This window comes from Tessaracoccus lacteus (genome assembly GCF_029917005.1).
Taxonomy (GTDB): Bacteria; Actinomycetota; Actinomycetes; order Propionibacteriales; family Propionibacteriaceae; genus Arachnia; species Arachnia lactea.
The window spans coordinates 693,437-713,248 of record NZ_CP123967.1 but is presented as its reverse complement, the minus strand read 5'-3'; the positions used below and the strand labels follow the sequence as shown (position 1 = coordinate 713,248).

18 protein-coding genes are annotated in these 19,812 nt (G+C 72.9%); 12 read left to right on the top strand and 6 right to left on the bottom strand.

The features are described 5' to 3' along the window. Window positions 1-29 precede the first annotated feature (29 nt). Genes QH948_RS03205 through QH948_RS03190 form a run of 4 tightly spaced genes read left to right on the top strand, consistent with a single transcriptional unit; the run spans window position 30 to window position 6,643 of the window. Window positions 30-2,450 carry an FtsX-like permease family protein gene (locus QH948_RS03205; RefSeq protein ID WP_281145502.1) on the top strand — a complete coding sequence of 807 codons (2,421 nt, stop codon included), beginning with the start codon at window positions 30-32 and terminating at the stop codon, window positions 2,448-2,450. Then, on the top strand, window positions 2,447-5,044 hold the full coding sequence (locus QH948_RS03200; RefSeq protein WP_281145501.1) for an FtsX-like permease family protein: 2,598 nt from the start codon (window positions 2,447-2,449) through the stop codon (window positions 5,042-5,044). Before QH948_RS03205 ends, QH948_RS03200 begins: the two co-directional genes overlap by 4 nt. Further along, entirely contained in the window at window positions 5,025-5,969 is a 945-nt protein-coding gene (locus QH948_RS03195; RefSeq protein ID WP_281145500.1) for an ABC transporter ATP-binding protein, read from the top strand. Before QH948_RS03200 ends, QH948_RS03195 begins: the two co-directional genes overlap by 20 nt. Next, complete coding sequence (locus tag QH948_RS03190) at window positions 5,966-6,643, top strand: ABC transporter ATP-binding protein (protein ID WP_281145499.1); 678 nt, start codon at window positions 5,966-5,968, stop codon at window positions 6,641-6,643. The genes QH948_RS03195 and QH948_RS03190 overlap by 4 nt, the downstream gene beginning before the upstream one ends. Window positions 6,644-6,755: 112 nt before the next feature. Here the strand turns inward: QH948_RS03190 and QH948_RS03185 are convergent, their stop codons facing one another. Together QH948_RS03185 and QH948_RS03180 are read right to left on the bottom strand one after the other, a co-directional pair. Continuing rightward, a complete protein-coding gene (locus QH948_RS03185) occupies window positions 6,756-7,352 on the bottom strand; it encodes a GNAT family N-acetyltransferase (RefSeq protein WP_281145498.1) in 597 nt (198 codons plus the stop codon). Further along, window positions 7,340-7,558: a hypothetical protein gene (locus QH948_RS03180; protein WP_281145497.1), complete on the bottom strand. Its 219-nt coding sequence runs from the start codon at window positions 7,556-7,558 to the stop codon at window positions 7,340-7,342. The genes QH948_RS03185 and QH948_RS03180 overlap by 13 nt, the downstream gene beginning before the upstream one ends. On the opposite strand from QH948_RS03180, the gene QH948_RS03175 reads away from it, so the two are divergent. Beyond that, window positions 7,557-8,540: a LacI family DNA-binding transcriptional regulator gene (locus QH948_RS03175; RefSeq protein WP_281145496.1), complete on the top strand. Its 984-nt coding sequence runs from the start codon at window positions 7,557-7,559 to the stop codon at window positions 8,538-8,540. The two genes, QH948_RS03180 and QH948_RS03175, sit on opposite strands and share 2 nt — an antisense overlap. After that, a complete protein-coding gene (locus QH948_RS03170; protein ID WP_281145495.1) occupies window positions 8,537-10,153 on the top strand; it encodes a glycoside hydrolase family 13 protein in 1,617 nt (538 codons plus the stop codon). The genes QH948_RS03175 and QH948_RS03170 overlap by 4 nt, the downstream gene beginning before the upstream one ends. 283 nt (window positions 10,154-10,436) lie before the next feature. On the opposite strand, the gene mobA is transcribed toward QH948_RS03170, so the two are convergent. Next, window positions 10,437-11,027 carry a molybdenum cofactor guanylyltransferase gene (gene mobA, locus QH948_RS03165; protein ID WP_281145494.1) on the bottom strand — a complete coding sequence of 197 codons (591 nt, stop codon included), beginning with the start codon at window positions 11,025-11,027 and terminating at the stop codon, window positions 10,437-10,439. Window positions 11,028-11,421: 394 nt separating this feature from the next. Between mobA and QH948_RS03160 the strand changes: the two genes are divergently transcribed. The 6 genes from QH948_RS03160 to QH948_RS03135 all read left to right on the top strand — a co-directional run bounded on the left by QH948_RS03160 (window position 11,422) and on the right by QH948_RS03135 (window position 15,941). Next, window positions 11,422-11,676 (top strand): HPr family phosphocarrier protein, encoded by a 255-nt coding sequence (locus QH948_RS03160; RefSeq protein WP_281145493.1) that lies wholly within the window; start codon window positions 11,422-11,424, stop codon window positions 11,674-11,676. A gap of 28 nt (window positions 11,677-11,704) precedes the next feature. Continuing rightward, complete coding sequence (locus QH948_RS03155) at window positions 11,705-12,637, top strand: NAD(P)H-dependent flavin oxidoreductase (protein ID WP_281145492.1); 933 nt, start codon at window positions 11,705-11,707, stop codon at window positions 12,635-12,637. Continuing rightward, window positions 12,634-13,515: an enoyl-CoA hydratase-related protein gene (locus QH948_RS03150; RefSeq protein WP_281145491.1), complete on the top strand. Its 882-nt coding sequence runs from the start codon at window positions 12,634-12,636 to the stop codon at window positions 13,513-13,515. Before QH948_RS03155 ends, QH948_RS03150 begins: the two co-directional genes overlap by 4 nt. A 75-nt stretch (window positions 13,516-13,590) precedes the next feature. After that, the gene (locus tag QH948_RS03145) at window positions 13,591-14,046 is read left to right on the top strand and encodes a LysR family transcriptional regulator (protein ID WP_281145490.1); all 456 of its coding nucleotides are present in this window, start codon (window positions 13,591-13,593) and stop codon (window positions 14,044-14,046) included. A gap of 5 nt (window positions 14,047-14,051) precedes the next feature. Further along, window positions 14,052-15,008 carry a cation efflux transmembrane domain-containing protein gene (locus QH948_RS03140; protein WP_281146120.1) on the top strand — a complete coding sequence of 319 codons (957 nt, stop codon included), beginning with the start codon at window positions 14,052-14,054 and terminating at the stop codon, window positions 15,006-15,008. Between the two features lie 57 nt (window positions 15,009-15,065). Continuing rightward, a complete protein-coding gene (locus QH948_RS03135) occupies window positions 15,066-15,941 on the top strand; it encodes an SDR family oxidoreductase (RefSeq protein ID WP_281145489.1) in 876 nt (291 codons plus the stop codon). A 5-nt stretch (window positions 15,942-15,946) separates the two neighbouring features. On the opposite strand, the gene QH948_RS03130 is transcribed toward QH948_RS03135, so the two are convergent. Genes QH948_RS03130 through QH948_RS03120 form a run of 3 tightly spaced genes read right to left on the bottom strand, consistent with a single transcriptional unit; the run spans window position 15,947 to window position 19,781 of the window. After that, complete coding sequence (locus QH948_RS03130; protein ID WP_281145488.1) at window positions 15,947-17,428, bottom strand: aspartate ammonia-lyase; 1,482 nt, start codon at window positions 17,426-17,428, stop codon at window positions 15,947-15,949. Window positions 17,429-17,432: 4 nt separating this feature from the next. Further along, window positions 17,433-18,452: a hypothetical protein gene (locus tag QH948_RS03125; protein ID WP_281145487.1), complete on the bottom strand. Its 1,020-nt coding sequence runs from the start codon at window positions 18,450-18,452 to the stop codon at window positions 17,433-17,435. A gap of 3 nt (window positions 18,453-18,455) precedes the next feature. Continuing rightward, on the bottom strand, window positions 18,456-19,781 hold the full coding sequence (locus QH948_RS03120) for a dipeptidase (RefSeq protein WP_281145486.1): 1,326 nt from the start codon (window positions 19,779-19,781) through the stop codon (window positions 18,456-18,458). Window positions 19,782-19,812: the final 31 nt, after the last annotated feature.

Here is a 19,812-nt window from a genome sequence, read left to right as displayed (position 1 = left end):
ACGGGGAGCCATGACTAGCATGTGGGCACATGACCGGCTGGGTAGGTGTTGCGCTGCGTCGGGCGGCCGCCGCCCGCGCGCTGCTCGTCGTCCTGCTGGCGCTCGTGGCGGTCGTCGCGGGGCTGGTCGTCGGGTCGCTCGGGCACTGGGCGAGCCTGGCCGACGAGACCGCCGCCGACGCCGTCGCCGACTCGACGCTGACGGTCCGCACCCGGCTCGCCGCGGACCCGACGTCCCAGGACGAGGCGGCGAGGAAGGCCCTGGCTGGCGGCCTCGCGCCGACCCCCGTCACGGTGCTGACCAGCTACGACACCGAGCCACAGCGCGTCGGCTCGTCGCGCGTGACGCTGGCCGCCGGTCCGCTGTTCGACTCCGCCGTCGCCGTCGAGGGCGCCCTGCCTGCCGCGGAGAATGAGGCGGCCGTCCCCCACTCGGCAGCCGACGCGCTCGGTCTCGAGGTCGGCGACGAGGTGAGCGTCGCGGGCCGGACGGTGACGGTGACGGGGACCTGGCGGCTGACGGACGCGCGCCTGGCGGAGGCCGTCGGTTCCCCGCTGCTCGTCGCCGACAAGGTGGTCGCGGCCACCGATTCCCCCTTCGTCCAGTGGACCGTGCTGCCCGGCGGCGCGACGGCGTCCGGGCTCGGCACGCTGGCCGCCGGCGCCGGGAGGGCCCGCGAGCTGGCGGAGTCCGCGGACCTCACGGGCCGCGGCGTCACCGTCGGCGGGGACCTGGCCGCGGCCGCGGCGTCCGCGGACACCGACCTCGAGCTCGCCGCGTTCCTCCGCATCGTCCCCCTGACGGTGCTGCTGCTCGTGGCGGCCGTCGGACTGGTGCAGGTCGCCGTCCTGCTGGCCGCCGCCCGCGAATCCGAGGTGGGGCTGTTGTTCGCCCGTGGCGCGGCCAGGCGGCAAGTGCTCGCCGCCGGCCTGGCCGAGGCGCTGGTCGTCGCCGTCTGCGGCACGGCCCTCGGCGCGCTTCTCGTCGGCCAGGTGAACACGGGGGCCGTGGTGTCCCTCGCGCTCTCGGCCGGCGCCCTCGGCGGCGTGGCCATCCGCTCCTCGCGCCCCCGCGACGGCCGCGACTCCGGACGGCTCCGCGCCGTCGCCGGGGCCGCGTCGCTGGCACTGGTGTGCGCGCTGGCCGCGCTCACGACGTGGCAGCTGCACCGGAACGGACGCCTGGCGGAGGTCATCGACACCGGCGTGGTCGGCGACCCCGTCGCCGCGCTGTCCCCGGCGTTGCTGCTCGCCGCCGTCGCCGTCGCCGCCCTCGCGGTGCTCGCCCCCGTCACGCGGTTGCTGGAACTGGCCACGCGCACGGCCGGCACGCCGCTGTGGCTGGCGGGGGCGCAGCTCGCCCGCGCCCTGCGCCTGCACGCGGTGCCGGTCGTCCTGATCGTGCTCGCGACGTCCACCGCCACGTTCTCGGCCGTGTTCGCCGGCTCGGCGGCCCGCTACGAGGGTGACGTCGCCGCGCTGGCCGCCGGGGCGCCGGTCAGGGCGACCCTCTCGTCGACCTCAGCCGACGACGTGCCGCTGCCAGCCGCGGCCGGGCTCGCCTCGCCGACCCCCGTGTGGCGCGCCGACGCCGGTCAGGTCGGCAACCTACTGGTCCCCATGCTCGCCGCCCCCACAGACTCGCTCGCGCGCGTGGCCATCCTGCCCGGCGGCGCCACCACCCCCGACCTCAGCGACGCCGCGGCGGACACCGTGCCCGTCGCGCTGACGACGTCCGTCGCCCGGGACGCGTCGCTGGAGGTCGGCGACGCGCTGGTCATCGGGGCCTTCGGGGCGCGCTTCGACGCCACGGTCGTGGCTGTCGTCGACACGCTGCCGCGCATCGACGACGGGGCGCTGGTCGACTCTGCGGCCCTGGAACGTGCCCTCGCCTCCGACGGCCGCACGCTCGGCGGACCGGCCGAGCTGTGGGCCGGGGACGGCACGGACGACCAGCTGGCCGCGCTGGCAGCCGAGCCCGGCGTGACAGACGTCACCCGACCGACCCCTGCGTCGGCCGACGGCCCGACGGCGCTGACCGCCGGTTCGATGCGGCTCGCCGCCGTCGGTGCCGTCGCACTGGCCGCTGCCGGTGTTGCCGCGGCGTCGGCCGCCCAACTGCGCGCCCGCAGGCCCGAGGTGGCCGTGCTGCGGGCGCTCGGCATGACGCCGGCGGCCCAGGCAGCGGCCAGGGTCTGGGAGTCGGCCGTCGTCGCGGCGCTGGCCGCAGCCGCCGGCGTCGCGGGAGGCCTCGGCGTCGCGGCGCTGGTGACCGCGCCGCTGGCGCACTCGACCGGGGCCGACCTCCCCGTCGCGCTGGTCGCGGACCTGCCCCAGCTGGCCGCGCTGCTGGCGGCCGGCGCGACCGCGACCGCGGTGGTCGTCGCGCTGGCGGGCGCGGCCGTGCTCGGCCAGGCGCGCGACGCGGAGTACCGGGAGGAGGTCCGATGACCCTGTGGACGCTCCTGCGGCGCCAGGTGGCCGACGGGCCGTGGCCGACGATGCTGCTGGCGTTCACCGTCGCCGTCGTCTCCGCCCTGGCGACAGCCGTTCCCCGGCTGGTCGCCGACCTCGACGACCGGCAGCTGGCCCAGCGGTTGGGCTCGCTGTCGGCCATCGCCGGCGACGTGTCGGGCACCTGGAGCGTCCCGGCGCCGCTCGACGGCCAGCTGCACGACCCGTGGGACGACAACGCCGATGCCGCCGAGGCCATCCGGCAGGCGCAGCCGGAGCCGCTGCGATCGCTGCTGGCGCCCGCGCAGTTCGTCGCGCAGTACGCCACGACCACCTCCAGCGTGCCGCCGCAGGCCTCCGGCTACTACACCGTCACGTGGCACCTGCTGGTCGACCCCGCGCTCGCGGAGCATGCCGAGCTGACCGACGGAGCGTGGCCCGCGCTCGACGACGAGGGGCCACAGCAGGTCGCCGTCCTCGCCGACGCGGCCACACGCATGGGCTGGGAGGTCGGCGACGTCGTCGGCAACGACTACCTGATCACCGGGATCTTCCGCCCCCGCGACGCGACCGACGTGCGCTGGGAGCACCTCGAGCTCGGGCGTCGCTACAACGAGCTGAGCGACCCGAACCGGGGCATCGAGCTCGAGGTCGGCGTGTTCCTGCCGGACGAGCTGGCAGGCGGGGACCCGACGGGCCGCCTACAGGCGCCGTTCCGCACCACCCTGTGGTTCCGGCTCGACCCGGCCGCGGTCGGGGGCTCTGGCGTGGACGTCGACTCCCTGAACGCGCAGGTCACCGGGCTGACGGCGCCGTCGTGGAGCGTCTCGCCCGACGGCGCGACGACCGTCCGGCTGGCTACCGAGCTCGGTCCGGCCCTGACCTCGGTGTCGGCTCAGCAGGTCACCACGCGGACCCTGGTGTGGGTCAGCGCCGCGGGCCCGCTCGGTGTCGGGGCGGCTCTCGTCCTGCTCGCCGCGCGGCTGGTGGCCGACCGGCGCCGCGGGACGTCGGCCCTGACCGCCGCGCGCGGCCTGTCCCGGCGCCAGCAACGCAGCCTGGCCCTCGTCGAGGGGCTCGCGGTGGGCGTGCCGTCGGCCGCGCTGGGGCACCTGGCGGCCGCCGCCCTCTCGCCGGGAAGCGACGGTTGGGTCGCGTGGTTCTGGACACTGCTGGTGGCCCTGGTGCCCGCCGGGCTGCTGACCGCGTCGCTGACCGCCGCCCCCGGATCCCCGGGCCGCGCGACGGCCAGGTGGCGGGTCGTCGCCGAAATGCTCGTGCTGCTGGCCGCGGGGGTCTCGGCGTGGCAGCTGGCCTCCGGCCCGACCGGCGGCGTGCTCGCCGTCGCCTCTCCCCTGCTGGTCGCCGTCGCCGTGGTGCTGGCCGTCCTCCGGCTCTACCCGCTCCCTCTGCGCGCGCTGCAGGCGGCGCTGCGCCCGCGTCGCGGGCTGGTCGGCTTCCTGGGCGCGGCCCGGGCCCTGCGCTCCCCCGCTGGCGGCGCCGTCCCGGTGGCCGCGGTCGTGCTGGGTACCACCATGGCCGTCACCTCGTCGCTGCTGCTCGGCACGGTCTCGGCCGGGGTCGACAGCTCCGCGTGGAGCGAGGTCGGCGGCGACGTGCGCGTCAGCGGGCCGCCCATCACCGATGAAATGGCCGGGCAGCTGGCCGGGATCGATGGCGTCGCCGCGATGACGCGCCTGCGCCTCGCCTCGTCGAACGAGACGCTCCGCCAGGGCGACGACTCGACCCTCGTGCGGCTCTGGCTGGCCGATGACTCGCTGCCGGTGGTCTACGCGGCCGCGGCGGGCGGCGACGCGGTCCCGGAGGAACTGTTCGAGGACGGCGGGGACGCACGGATCGTGACGGGCGGCGCTGGGGGCACCGGTTCCGGCACTCTCGGCGCGCTCGGGGCGGTCACCGTCGCGCGCAGCGTAGACGACCTGCCCGGCGTGCTGACCGGCTCGGCATGGGCGCTGGCCGACGTCGACCGGTGGCCCGGCGGCGGCGACGTGGCGTCGACGCTGGCGCTGGTCTCGCTCGACGACGACGCGGACCCGGCCGCGGTGGCCGACAGGGTCGCCGACCTCCTGCCGACGGCGAAGGTGCAGACGGCCGCCGCCGAGCTGGACGCGCTGCGCTCGAGCCCGACCCTGACGGGGCTGACCCGCATCTTCGGCGTCCTTGCCCTCGGCACCGTCGGGCTCCTGCTGCTGGCCACGGCCGCGTCGCAGGCGCTCGCGGCGCAGGAGCGGCGCTCGCTGGGCGCGATTCTCAGGACCCTGGGTCTCGGGCCGGCGCAGCTCAGGCAGCTCACGGCGTGGGAGCTGGCGCCGATCGTCGCGGTGGCTCTCCTGGTGGGCGCGGCCGCGGGGCTCGGCATCGCCGCCCTGCTGGTGCGCAGCGTCGACCTCGCCTCGCTGACGGAGTCGGCGACCGCGCCGTCGCTCCATGTCGACCCGCTCGGGCTGGGCGCCGTGCTCGCCGGGCTGCTCGCCGCGGCGGGCCTCTCCATCCTGACCCAGGCGTGGCGCGCGGGCCGCGTCGACGTCGCAGACCAACTCCGGAGGAACGATGACACCACGCACGCATGACCTGTCGCGCGCCCGGCGCACGCACGCCGGTCCGGACATCTGGTGCGAGGACCTCGTGCGGATCCACCGCAGCGAGGGCATCGAGGTGCAGGCGCTACAGGGGCTGAACCTCACGGTCGAGGCCGGCGAGGTCGTCGCGCTGGTCGGGGCGTCCGGGTCTGGCAAGTCGACGCTGCTGAACATCCTGTCGGGCCTCGACACCCCCACCGGCGGTCGGGCGCGGGTCGCGGGCGAGGACCTGACGGCGATGGGCCGCCGGCAGCGCGTCGACTTCCGTCGGCACAGCGTCGGCTTCGTGTTCCAGCAGACCTCCCGAAACCTCCTGCCCTTCCTGAGCGCCGCCGAGAACGTCGCGCTGCCTATGGTGATCGCGGGACGCGGTCGTCGCGAGGAGCGCGCCGGGCTGCTGCTGGATCTCCTCGACGTGGCGGACTGCGCCGACCGTCGGCCCGGCTCGCTGTCGGGCGGCCAGCAGCAGCGGGTCGCGATCGCCACCGCGCTGGCGAACGCCCCGTCGGTGCTGCTGGCCGACGAGCCGACCGGCGAGCTCGACGAGGTGCACTCGGCACAGGTGCTCGACGCGATGCGAACGGCCGCGACCGAGTTGGACACCACCGTCCTGATCGTGACGCACGACCCCATGGTCAGCGGGCACGTCGCCCGCACAGTGCAGATCCGCGACGGCCGGACGTCCACGGAGGTGCTGCGTCACACGGTCGCCGACGGCGACGGCGTCCGCGAGGTCGTCGAGGAGTACTCGGTGATCGACCGCACGGGGCGCGTGCAGCTCCCCGCGGAGCACGTGGCGGCGCTGCAGCTGCACGACAGGGTCCGCATCCACCGGGAGAGCGACCACGTCGGCGTCTGGCCGGGCGAACCGGCCACGGCTCCGGCGCCCCGCCACGGGACACAGGAGGATTCATGACCACGTCTCGCCTGACGGGCGTCGACCTGACCCGCGACTTCGGCTCGGGCGAGACTCTCGTGCACGCACTCACGGGCGTCTCCCTGGAGGTGGCGGCAGGTCGGCTGACGGCGGTCACCGGCCCGTCGGGGTCGGGCAAGACGACGCTGCTGAACCTGCTCGGCGGGCTGGACCGGCCGACGTCGGGGCGGGTGCTGCTGGACGACACCCGGGTGCTGTCGGAGCTGCCCGAGGCCGAGGTGCTGGCGGTCAGGAGGCGGCGGATCGGCTACGTCTTCCAGACGTTCGGGCTGATCCCGGTGCTGTCGGCCGCGGAGAACGTCGAGGTGCCGCTCCGGCTCGCGCAGGTGGAACCGAAGGAGCGGTCGCGGCGCGTCGCGGAGGCGCTGGAGCGCGTCGGCCTGGCGCGGCACGCGCACCAGCGCCCGCACGAGCTCTCGGGCGGACAGCAGCAGCGGGTCGGCATCGCGCGCGCCGTCGTCGCGGGGCCGGACATCCTGATCGCCGACGAGCCGACGGGCCAGCTCGACTCGGATACCGCCGCCACGATCATGGACCTGATCGTCGAACTCGCCCATGAGCGCGGCCTCGCCGCGGTCGTCTCCACGCACGACCCGGCTCTCGTCGCCCGCGCCGACCACGTCGTCCGCCTCCTCGACGGTGCCCGCCTCTGACCCCGCCCCGGCCCCGCTCCCCTGGGTCGCGATGAGCACGACACACTTGTCATCGCTGAAAACGGCCGTTTTCGGGCGAAATCTCGCGATGAGCAGGAGGATCTGCTCATTCTCAGGCCAGCCGGAGCCCGAAGAAGGCCGTGCCGGGATCGTCGGGCACGGCGAGTTCCGTCCAGCCGAGGTGACGGTAGAACGCGACGGCGTTCGTGTTGTCGGACGACGCTCCCAGGTGGACGCCGGGGACGGCGCGCGCCCGTAGCTCGTCGACGTAGCGCTCCATCAGCCGACGGCCCCAGCCGCCGCCCTGCGCCGCGGGCAGCAGGTCGATGTGGACGTGCGCGGGATACTCGGCCAGGAACGGAAGGGGCTCTATGCCGAGCGAGTTGGCGAACCCGATCAGCCCCGCCTCGACGCGGTCCTTCCCTTCCGCCGACGGGGCGAGCGGCGGCCACCAGACGTCGCGGAACCAGGCCTCGAAGGCCGAGGTGTCGTCCGTGCCGAGCACGTAGCCGACCACGTTCCTGTCGCCGTCGTCGACGACGAACGTCAGGCCGGGGTCGCGGGCGGGGTACGGCAGGGCGAACACGTCGCCCCAGAGCCGGTCGTCGCTGATCATGCCCGTCGCGTCGCCGCCGAAGCGCGCTGTCAGCAGGCACACCCGCGAGATACCGGCCTCGTCGCCGGGCTGGAAGCGCCTCAGGTGCTGCATGCCGTCTCCTCGCACTTGAGCAGATCCTCCTGCCCGTCGTCGATTCTGCCCCGTTTCCGGCCGTTTCGCGCGACGACAAGTGTGTCGTGCTCATCGCGACCCCCGGCGAGCGCGGCGACCCGGACAACTGCAAGAATCTTGCAGTGTTTGCAGTCCATGCAAGGCTCTGCCAGGATGGCGGGACCCACGAGCGGAAGGAGCACCATGATCGCCAGACTGGCCGACATCGCCGCCGCCGCCGGGGTCTCGACCGCCACAGTGTCGCGCGTCCTGAACGACCGACCGGGCGTCGCGCAGGCCACCAGGGACCAGGTGCTCGTCGCCGCCGGGCGGCTCGGCATCCCGACGGGGCAGCCGTCGGCCGCCCGTGGCCGCCACGTCGCCGTCCTGATCCCCGAGCTCGGCAACCCGACGTTCGCCGCCTTCGCCAACGAGCTGTCCCTGCTGCTGTCCGCGGCCGGCCGCGTGATGCTGCTGCTCGTCATCGGCCCCTCGCGCACCGCGGAGGAGCAGATGTCCGATGTGCTGGGCGGGCTCGACGTGCCGGGCGTCATCTCGGTCTCGGGCACGCTGGCCGACGAGCTCAGCTCTCCCGAGCGCTACCTCGGCCTCAACCGCGCGGGCATCCAGCTGGTCTCCATCAACGCCTGGCACCCGGAGGTGACCGGCTCCTTCCTCTCGACCGACGACGCGGCCTCCGTCGCACAGTCCGTCGCCCACCTCCGCAGCCTCGGGCACACGCGCATCGGGCTGGCCGTGGGCCAACGCAGGTACCAGCCGACGGCGCGCAAGGTCGCCGCCTTCCTCGACCTCGGGTTCGACGAGTCGAGCGTTGTCAGCACGTTCTTCACCGGCGAGGGCGGCCAGAGCGCGGCCGCCCGCCTGCTCGACGCCGGCCACACCGCCATCGTGTGCGGCTCGGACGTCATGGCTCTCGGCGCGATGCGCGAGGCCCGCTCCCGGGGCCTCGACATCCCCGGCGACGTCTCCGTCGTCGGTTTCGACGACTCGGCGCTGATGCCGTTCACCGCCCCTGCCCTCACCACGGTGCACCAGCCCGTGGCGGCGCTGTGCCGGGCCGCGGTCGACGCGCTGCTCAGCGCACTGGAACGGCCACCGGCCGAGTCCACCGAGATGCTCTTCCACCCCGACCTCATCATCCGCCAATCGACAGGACCTGCCGCATGACTCACCAGTGGTGGCGCGACGCCGTCATCTACCAGATCTACCCCCGCTCCTTCGCCGACGCCTCGGGCGACGGCTACGGCGACCTCAGGGGCGTGATCTCGAAGCTCGACTATCTCCGCGACCTGGGCGTCGACGCCGTCTGGCTGTCGCCGTTCTACACCTCGCCGATGGCCGATGCGGGCTACGACGTGGCCGACTACTGCGACGTCGACCCCATGTTCGGCGACCTCGCCGACGCCGACGCACTGATCGCCGAGGCGCACGAGCGTGGCCTCAGGATCATCGTCGACCTTGTCCCCAACCACTCCTCCAGCGAGCACCGGCTGTTCCAGGCCGCTCTGGCCGCCGGGCCCGGCTCGCCCGAACGGGAGAACTACCTGTTCCGCGACGGGCTGGGCGACGAGGGCGAACTGCCGCCTAACAACTGGACCGCGGTGTTCGGCGGCCGCTCCTGGACGCGCCTGACCGCGGCCGACGGCACCCCGGAGCAGTGGTACCTGCACCTGTTCGACCCCGAGCAGCCCGACTGGAACTGGGAGCACGAGCCCGTCCGCGAGCTGTTCGACGACACCCTGCGGTTCTGGCTCGACAAGGGCGTCGACGGGTTCCGCGTCGATGTCGCCCACGGGCTTGTCAAGGCCGAGGGGCTGCCGGACCAGGTCTCCACGGACTCCGACCTCGGCTTCCAGACCGGCCCCCAGTGGGACCAGGACGGCGTGCACGAGATCTACCGGCGCTGGCGCGCGGTGCTCGACGGCTACGACGGCGACCGCTCGCTGGTGGCCGAGGCCTGGGTCGAGGACCCCGAGCGCCTCAAGCTGTACCTGCGCCCCGACGAGATGCACACGGCCTTCAACTTCGAGTTCCTCGACTGCCTGTGGGACGCCGACGCCTACCGCAAGGTCATCGCGTCGACCATGGCCGCAAACGAGTCCGTCGGCGCGCCGACGACCTGGGTGCTCAGCAACCACGACGTCGTCCGGCACGTCAGCCGGCTCGGCCTCACGGTGCCCGGCTCCAGCCACGAGGGCCTCGGACTGCGCGACGAGCAGCCCGACAACGTGCTCGGCCTGCGCCGCGGCCGCGCGGCGACGCTCATGATGCTCGCGCTGCCCGGGTCGGCGTACCTGTACCAAGGCGAGGAGCTCGGCCTGCCCGACCACACGACGCTCGCCGACGACGTGCGCCAGGACCCAACCTGGACCCGCTCGGGCCACACGCGCGTCGGGCGCGACGGGTGCCGCGTGCCGCTGCCGTGGCTCGCCGACGCGCCGGCCTACGGCTTCTCCCCCACCGGCGAGTCCTGGCTGCCGCAGCCCGACTCGTTCGAAGAGCTGGCCGCGGACCGTCAGGTCGGGGTCGCCGGGTCCACCTGGACGCTGTACCGCGACGCGCTCCGGCTGCGTCGCGAGTTCGGGCTCGGCCGCGGCGAGCTGACCTGGCTCGACGCAGGCGAGCACGTCGTCGGCTTCGACAACGGCGACGTGCGCGTGCTGACCAACGTGCTGGGGGACCCGCAGCCCTTGCCCGAGGGCTGGACCGTGCTGCTGGCCAGCGCGGACGTCGACGGCGAACTCCCGACCGACGTCACTGTCTGGCTGCAGCGCGTCTGACCTCCGCCGGGCTATCCGTCCGCCGAGCTTGTCGAGGCACCCTGGCCCACTGGTTCGCCGAGCCTGTCGAGGTGCCCCGAGCCCAGCGAGGGGACGAACCCGCGCCCGGTTCGCCGAGCTCGTCGAGGTGCCCCGAGCGCAGCGAGGGGAGCAACCCGCGCCCGGTTCACCGAGCCCGTCGAGGTGCCCCGAGCGCAGCGAGGGGAGCAACCCGCGCCCGGTTCGCCGAGCTCGTCGAGGTGCCCCGAGCGCAGCGAGGGGAGCAACCCGCACGCCGCGCACCTCAGGGGGTCGACGCGCGCGGCATGATCGCGCGCACGGCATGCGCGGCGGCAGGCGTGTCCACGTTGCGTGTGACAGGCTCCGGGGCCGGCAGCCGCATCAGGGACAGCGACCGCATCACCGTGCGGACCTCGACGTTTCGGACGTGGCCCAGCCGCTCGACGGCGGCCCGCAGCGCGGCGAGCCGGTAGCGCCCCGCGAGCGGCTGGGCTACGCCGTCGACGTCCTCGAGGACGACGCCGTCGTGCGCGAGCTCGGCGTCGCACAGGAGGCGGACGACGGAGGCGGGGTCGGCGAGGTCTCCCGCCAGCAGGAACACGTCGTCGGCGTCCCCCAGCCGCGGGAGGGCGGCCGCGATGCCCGCGACGGGGCCCCCGAACGGCGGGTCCTCGACGACGAACGTGACATCGGTGCCGTCGTCGAGCCACCAGTGCGGCCGCGGGCCGGCGACCACGACGGGGTGCGACACGGCGGTGGCGGCGGCCACCGCGCGCTCGAGGAGGGTGCGCCCGTCGATGACGAGCGCCAGCTTGTTGCCGGGCATCCGCGTCGAGCGGCCGCCGGCCAGGATCACTGCCGCGGTGCCGGCCATGTCAGCAGCCCGCCCGGAGGTCGGTCTCGCCGGCAGCGTGCGGTGAAGTCGGGCGCTTTCCCGACCCCGCGTCGAAGCACTCCATCATGCTCGCCCCCTTGTTGCGCCTCATCGTACGCCGCGCCGTCGGCCCCTCCCCCAGCTGACGCCAACGAAAACTCCCAGGCGCCAACGAAATAGCCAGACGCCAACGACACTCGCGCAAATACCGTTGGCGTCTGTGCATATCGTTGGCGTCTGGGGGAAGGAGTCTGCGGCGCGGGGGAAGGCAGGGGAAGGCGAGGCGACTCAAGGGCGGCCGGGACTCAGATAGGGGACCGGGGAGGGGCCGGGAAGGAGCCGCTAAGCTGGACGCACGCCACCTGGCGCCCCCCCCTGTGTAAAGGAGCACACCTTGCCCAGCAAGACAGTGACCGTCGGATCGCACGTCGGACTGCACGCCCGCCCCGCCGCGCTCATCGCGGCTGCCGCCGGCGAGTACGACGACGACATCTTCCTGCAGATGGGCGACTCCGAGGTCGATGCGGCCAGCTCGCTCCTGATCATGACCCTCGGGGCGGAGAAGGGCGCCGAGGTCACGGTGACCTCCGACAATGCGGAGGCGGTCGACAAGATCGCGGACATGGTCGCCCAGGACCTGGACGCCTGAGCCGACCCCCCACCACGCTGAGGCTGCAATGGCGCTGCCTGAACGTCTCGCCGGGCTGCGGCTGCCCGTCGTCGCCGCTCCCATGTTCCTGGTGTCCGGCCCGGAGCTGGTGCTGGCCTGCGCGCATGCCGGCGTGCTCGGTACCCTCCCCGCGCTGAACCAGCGCACGACAGCGGGTCTGCGCGAGTGGCTCGCGCGGATCGCCGCGGAAGCCCACAACGCCCCCTACGGCGTCAACCTCATCGCCCACTCCTCGAACCCGCGGCTCGCCGCCGACCTCGACGTCATCGTCGAGCACCGGGTGCCGGTCGTCATCACGTCGCTCGGCGCCTCCGACCGTGTCGTCGACGCCGTGCACGGGTACGGGGGGCTCGTGTTCCACGACGTGACGACTCTCGCCCACGCGAGGCGGGCCGCAGGCGCCGGGGTCGACGGGCTGATCCTCGTCGCCGCGGGGGCGGGTGGACATGCGGGCAGGCTGAACCCCTTCTCCTTCGTCACCGCGGTGCGGAACTGGTTCGACGGAACCCTCCTGCTCGGCGGCGGGCTGAGCACCGGGGCCGACGTCGCCGCCGCGGTCGCGCTCGGCGCGGACCTCGCCTACCTCGGCACCCGCTTCATCGCGACGCAGGAGTCGATGGCAAGCGCGGCCTACCGCGACCTGCTCGCGGCGGCCGGGCCCGAGGACATCGTCTACACGCCCTCGGTCAGCTCCATCCCCGCCAACTTCCTCGCCGAGTCCCTCGCGCGGGCCGGCATCGACCCGGACGCGCCTCCCGGGCCGGTCGACCTCTCCCACCTGACCACGCCATCGGAGACGGACGCCAAGGCCTGGCGCGACATCTGGTCGGCCGGTCATTCGGTGGCTGGCATCACCGACACCCCATCCGTCGCGCAACTCGTCTACCGGCTGGACGAGGAGTACGCAGCCGCCGTCCGACGATTGAAGAGGCATCCATGAGCACCGTCACCACCGCCGTCGAGGACGGCATCGCCACCCTGACGCTGAGCCGGCCCGACGTGCTCAACGCATTCTCGTTGGAGATGGGCGCGGAGTTCGTCGATGCCCTGCGGGACCTCGACGGCGACGGCTCCGTCCGCGCCATCATCGTCACGGGTGCGGGCCGCGCGTTCTGCGCGGGGATGCAGCTCAGCGACTCGGACAACGTCTTCGGCTTCGACCCGTCGATGGACCTCGGACCGGCAGAGCTGGCCGCCCGCTGGCAGGAGCCGGAGGTCGCCGAGGGGGTCCGCGAGCCGGGCGGCAAGCTGACGCTCGCCATCCTCGAGTGTCGCAAACCGATCATCGCGGCCATCAACGGGCCGGCCGTCGGCGTCGGGTCCACCATGACGCTGCCCATGGACTTCCGGCTCGCCTCGACCACGGCGCGGATGGGATTCGTGTTCGCCCGCCTCGGCATCACGCCCGAGGCGTGCTCCACCTGGTTCCTCCCGCGGCTGATCGGGGTGCCGGCCGCCCTGGAGCTGCTCTACAGCGGCGACATCATCGACGCCAGGAGAGCTCTCGAGGTGGGGCTGGTGGGCTCGGTGCACGAGCCCGACGACCTTCTGCTCGCGGCCCGCGCCGTCGCGGACCAGATGACCCGAGGCCGCTCCGCGCACGCCGTCGCCCTGACCCGTCAGCTGGTGTTCCGACACCTGGCGGACGTCGGCGTGCTGGAGGCACACCTGGCCGAGTCACTTGCGCTGCGCCACGCCGCGCACGGGGACGGCCGCGAGGGAGGGCTCGCGTTCCTCGGCAAGCGGGAGCCCCGCTTCACCCAGCCGGCACCCGACGCGTTCGACCACATCTTCCCGCCCTCCACCGCGGCACACTGAAACTCGGCTGATTCCGCCCGCTGGGCGCCACCCATCGTAGACTCCCAGCATCCCGGGAGGAGCATCATGCGTGGCGTGGCGTTGGCAGCTGTGAGTCTGGTCTGCTGCCTACTCGCCGGCTGCTCCGTGACGATCCCCACGGACCCGGACGGGACCCTGGAGCGCGTCACCGGCGGCACGCTCCGGGTGGGGGCCTCACCCGCCGTCGGCCTCGTGGAGGTCACCGGCTCGCGGGTGACCGGCCCACTGCCCGACCTGGTCAGCGGCTTCGCCGCCACCCGCGATGCGGACGTCGAGTTCACCGTGCTGGGCGAGGAGGAGATCGTCGACGCTCTCGAGGCCGGTCGGCTCGACCTCGGGATCGGCCCCATGACCAACGAGTCCCCTTGGTCGGAGCGGGCCTCGATGACCCGCGGGTACGACACCGTTCCCGGCGCGGATGGCCGCAAAGTCGTGCTGCTGCTCCCGCTTGGGGAGAATCGGCTGCAGAGCGCGCTGGAGGTGTTCCTCGACGAGGAGGTGGGGCCGTGAAGTCGATGGGGCGCACGGACCTGCCCGAGCGTCAGCAGGAGGCCCTGCGCAAGGCCATCTTCTGGGAGTGGTTCACCCTCGGCTACAGCGCGGTGACCATCACCCTGATCGCCCTGGTGCTCGGCGGCTCACAGGCCATGAAGACCGCCTGGGTCGAGGACATCCTCTCCCTGCTGCCCCAGATCTCGTTCCTGGTCGCGCTGCTGTTCATCCGGCACAGGCCGAGCCGTCGATTCCCGTACGGCCTCCACCGGGCGATGGGCGTCGGCCACCTCGTGGCCGGGGTCGCGCTGCTGCTGATCGGCGCGCTGCTCGCCGTCGAGTCGGCCATGGGGCTGCTCCGCGCGGAACACCCCGCCATCGGCACCGTGAGCCTGTTCGGCCACACCGTCTGGCTCGGCTGGTGCATGGTCGCCGTGATGATCTTCACCATGTGGGGACCATTCGTCTACGGCCGCGCGAAAGTGAAGCTGGCCCCCGACCTGCACAACAAGGTGCTGTTCACCGACGCCGACATGTCGAAGGCGGACTGGACCACGACCGCGGCCTCCGTCGTCGGCGTGCTCGGCATCGGACTCGGCCTGTGGTGGCTCGACGGCGTGGCCGCTCTGTTCATCTCGCTGGGCATCGTCAAGGACGGCTGGACCAACCTGTCCTCGGCGATCCTCGACCTGATGGACCAGCGCGCCCGCAGCTTCGACGACTCGGAGCCCCACCCTCTGATCCGCGACATCGTGAGGCGGGTCCGCAGCGAAGCCTGGGTGCGCGACGCCTCCGTGCGAATGCGCGACATGGGCCAGGTCTTCCACATCGAGGTGTTCGTGATCCCCCGCACCGAGGTGTCGCTGGAGCAACTGGAGGCGACCCGCGACGACGTCGCCGCGCTGGACTGGAAGGCGCAGGACATCGTGCTGATCCCCGTCTCCGCACTCCCCGACGAAGCGAGCCGCGGGAGGGACTGACCCGCACCGCTACGTAGAGTCGACAGCCCCAGGAGAGCCAGACAGAAGGGACAGGATATGACCACGGACCCGCGCACCAGCCACCACACGGGCGGCTTCCCGGATCAGGAGCAGAGCCAGCCCGGCCTCACCGACCAGACCTCACCCAGGCCGGATCACGGCGAAGACAGCTACACCGGCAGCGGAAGGTTGGCCGGCCGCAGGGCGCTGATCACCGGCGGCGACTCAGGCATCGGACGCGCCGTCGCCATAGCCTTCGCGCGGGAGGGCGCCGACGTGGCGATCGCCCACCTCCCCGAGGAGCAGGTCGACGCGGACGACACCGTAGCCCTGATCGAGCAGGCCGGCCACCGGGGGCTCTCCCTGCCGGGAGACGTTCGCGACGAGGACTTCGCCACGGGCATCGTGGAGTCCACGGTCGAGGAGTTCGGAGGCCTCGACATCCTGGTACTCAACGCCGGATACCAGAAGGACCGCGACGGCATCGAGACGCTGCCCACCGAGGAGTTCGACCGGGTCTTCCGGACGAACCTGTACGGCATGTTGTGGAGCGCTCGGGCGGCCGTGCCTCGGCTGGGACCGGGCAGCTCGATCATCGTGACCGCGTCGATCCAGGCGTACAGCCCGTCGCACTCGATCATCGACTACGCCATGACCAAGGCGGCCCAGGTCGCGTTCGTGCAGGCCGCCGCCGATGAACTGGGCGAGAAGGGCATCCGGGTCAATGCCGTGGCACCCGGGCCGATCTGGACGCCACTGATTCCCGGCACAGGCTGGGACGCCGAGCGGCTGGCGACCTTCGGCCAGGACACGCCGCTCGGCCGGGCGGGGCAGCCGGCCGAGCTGGCAGGCGCCTACGTCTACCTGGCCTCCGAGGACGCCAGCTACACCTCCGGCGCGGTGCTGCCCGTCACTGGCGGCAAGCACCTGTAGTCCGTTCAGGCGAGGTCCCTGCGGTCCGCCTCGTCGAGCTGGGCCTCGAGCCCGGCAATCACCTCCGGCGACAGGCTCGGCAGCACGCCCGTGTCGAACAGCCCGCCAGACAGTCCGTGCGGGTCGAGGGCCTTGTCCAGCTCTTCGGGCGCCATCAACCCCTCCGCCAGGATCAGCGACCGGACGGGCACCCCCTCGTGCAGAGCCTGCTTCGCCAGCCGGGCGGCGTGCAGATACCCGATCCGCGGGATCAGCGCCGTGATGACGCCGACGGAGCTGTCGACCATCGCTTGCAGGTGCGCGGTGTTGGCCGTGATCCCGTCGACGCAGTTGATCCGCAGCGTGCGGACGGACCGGCGCAACCAGGCAGTGTTCTGCAGCAGCACGTGGGCCATGACCGGCTCGAAGGCGTTCAGCTGCAGCTGTCCGGCCTCGCTCGCCATCGCGATGGTCACGTCGGAGCCGGCGATGATGAACGCGACCTGGTTGACCGCCTCCGGGATGACCGGGTTCACCTTGCCGGGCATGATCGAGCTCCCGGCCTGCTTCGCGGGGAGGTTGATCTCCCCCAGCCCGGCCTGCGGTCCCGAGCTCAGCAGCCTCAGGTCGTTGCAGATCTTCGACAGCTTCATCGCCGCCCGCTTCATGACCGACGACGCGGACATGAACACGCCGGTGTCGCTGGTCGCCTCGATCAGGTCGCCCGCCTCCACGAGCCCGTCGAACCCGGTGATCTCCCGCAGGTGCGAGATGACGGCCGGGCCGAAGTCGGGCACCGACGCGATGCCGGTGCCGATCGCGGTGGCACCGAGGTTGACTTCCAGCAGCAGCGGCCGGACGTCCTCGATGCGCGCGATGTCCTCGCCCAGGGTCGTGGCGAAGCCGCGGAACTCCTGCCCGAGCGTCATCGGCACGGCGTCCTGCAACTGTGTGCGGCCCACCTTCAGGACCTCACGGAACTCGCGCCCCTTGGTGGCGAAGGAGCTGCGCAGCAGCCGCATCTCCTGCGCGAGGCGGCCGAGGCCGTAGGCGATGGACAGCTTGACGGCGCTGGGATACGTGTCGTTGGTGGACTGCGATCGGTTGACGTGGTCGTTGGGCGAGAGGAAGTCGTAGTCGCCCTTCTGGCGGCCCGCGAGCTCGAGCGCGCGGTTGGCGATGACCTCGTTCACATTCATGTTGGTCGACGTGCCTGCGCCGCCCTGGATGACACCCACGACGAACTGTTCGTGCAACTCGCCGTCGATGATGTCCTGGGCAGCGCGGTCGATCAGGTCGGCCCGCCTGGCGTCCAGCACCCCGATCTCCTTGTTCGCCCTGGCCGCGGCCTGTTTCACCTGGGCGTAGGCGATGATCAGGTCCGGGTAGACGCTGATCTCGCGGCGGCTGATGGGGAAGTTCTCCATCGCGCGCGCGGTGTTGATGCCCCAGTACGCGTCATCGGGTATCTGGAGCTCTCCGAGTGAGTCTCTCTCTGTGCGAGGCATGCCATCACCGTAGCGCCGCGACCGTGACGGCAGCCGCCTCCAGTGCCATCCACGCCTGGAGCTGTGTGGACAACTCGGCGGTCTCGCCGACGGCGTCCGCGTGGGTGTCCTGGGGGAACACAACGACCGGCCGGCCGCGCCAGCCGCGCACGGCGCGGCGGTCCCACAGGTCGTCAGCCGTGGCGGTCACGACCTCGCCGGCGAGGATGCGCGCCTGACGGTCAAGCCGCGGGTCGGCGGCGGCCAGCGCGAGGTAGCGGGTCAGGATTCCGCTGAACAGCCCGCCGTCGCCCGCGCCGTGGGTGCGCAGCACGCGCGTCCCGGGCCTGGTCAGGCGCCGGGCCACCGCCCTGACGTGGGCCTCGGCGGCCGGGAGTTCATCGCCGCCGAGTTCCAGCATCAGGCCGAGCACCGGCCCCTGGTTGTAGGTGAAGACATCCGAGACGGGCACGAGCCGGCCCTCGACCACCCGCAGCCCGTCGCGCATCAGGCCGTCGGCATCGGCGAGGTTGGCACGCAGCCAGCCCAGCATGCGTCGCGGGACGTCGCGCTCCCCGGCGCGAGCCAGGAACAGCGCGATGGGCCCGGTGGCGGCGGTGTTGATGAAGTCCCGCTGCGTGCTCCACAGCGCCCCGCCGCCCCAGTCGTGCCGCAGTGCCGACTCCAGCACGGGCCGCAGGCGCCGCGTCGCGCCGTCGGCCCCGCCCAGGCGACCGAACCGCTGCGTGGCCAGCGCCAGCCATGCCATGTCGTCGAAGTAGCCGTTGCGGAACCGGAGCCCGTTGCGCAGCCAGACGCCTCGGATGTGGCTGCGGATGAGGCGGTCATCGACCAGTGCGCTGCCGCGCAGCCGCGCGTCGACGAGGCAGTCGATCAGGTGCGCCTGCCACCAGTAGTGCCACTCGCCGCGCGGCCGGCCGGGCCGGGCGACCGTGGCCAGCCGGGTGCGGGGCACGCCCAGCGCCCGGCCGCCGAAGGTCGCCAGCACGGAGCGGGCAGCCTCCTCGGCGCGGGCGTCGGTCACGACTCAGGCCAGGTTCTGCAGCAGGAGGGTCTCGGCGACGACGGCCTTGGCGAGGTCGCCGAGGTCGACGGACTCGTCGATGCCGTGCATGCGGGAGGTGGGGTCGACCACCGCGGTCAGGAGAACCGCGGCGCCGGGGTTGCGCTCGGCGAACTCGGCGGCGATCGGGATGGAGCCGCCGGTGCCGATCGCGACCGCCTCGACCCCGAAGGCCTCGCGGAACGCGGACTGCACCTTCTCGTTCAGCTCGCCGCTCAGCGTGAACTCGCTGCCGGAGCCGTGGCGGCCGGGCTGCACGTCGACGTGGGCCCCCCACGGGGCGTGGCTGTGCAGGTGGTCGACGAGCGCCTTCGTGGCCGAGACGGGGTCGTCGCCGGGCGCGATGCGGACGCTGACCTTGGCCTTCGCGCTGGGGATGAGCGTGTTGGACGCGTCCTTCAGTCGGGTGGTGTCGATCGCCAGCACGGAGGCGGACGGCTTGGCCCACATGCGCGAGGCGGCGGAGCCGTCGCCGATCCACTCGACGCCCTCCAGGATGCCGGTCTCCTCGCGGAGGCGGTCCTCGTCGTACTCGACGGTGGGCTCCGGCGACGTCTTCAGCCCCTCGATCGCGACGTTGCCCGCCTCGTCGTGCAGGGTCGCGAGCAGGCGGCAGAGCGCCGTCAGCGCGTCGGGGACGACGCCGCCGAACTGGCCGGAGTGCAGGCCCGTCTGGAGCGTCGAGACGGTCACGACGGCGTCGACCGAGCCGCGCAGCGTCGCGGTCAGCGACGGCTCCCCAACCTTCCAGTTGACGGCATCCGCGATGACGAACACGTCGGCGTGCAGCCGGTCGCCGAACTTCTCGAACAGGCCCTCCATGCTGGGCGAGCCGATCTCCTCCTCGCCCTCGATGAACACCTTCACGCCCACGGGGGGCTTCCCCTCGAAGGCACGGAGTGCGCCGAGGTGCACCGCGATGCCGCCCTTGTCGTCGGCCGCGCCGCGCGCGTAGAGGCGGCCGTCGCGCTCCGACGGGGCAAAGGCGGGCGACGTCCAGGCGTCGGGATCTCCGGTGGGCTGGACGTCGTAGTGCGCGTAGAGGAGCACGGTGGGCGCACCCTCGGGGGCCGGGAAGTGGCCGTATACCGCGGGCTTGCCGCCGGGCACCTCGAGGAGCTCGACAGTGGGGCAGCCGACGTCGCGCAGCAGGTGAGCGACGACGTCCGCGGCGGCCAGCACGTCGTCGTCGTGCTCGCTGATGGACGAGACCGATGGGATGGCGATGAGCCGCTTCAGGTCGGTGAGGACGGAGGAGATCACTGCTTCTGCTGCTTCATGGAGGCTCATGCATCCACCCTACTCAGCGGGCGGTCTGCCT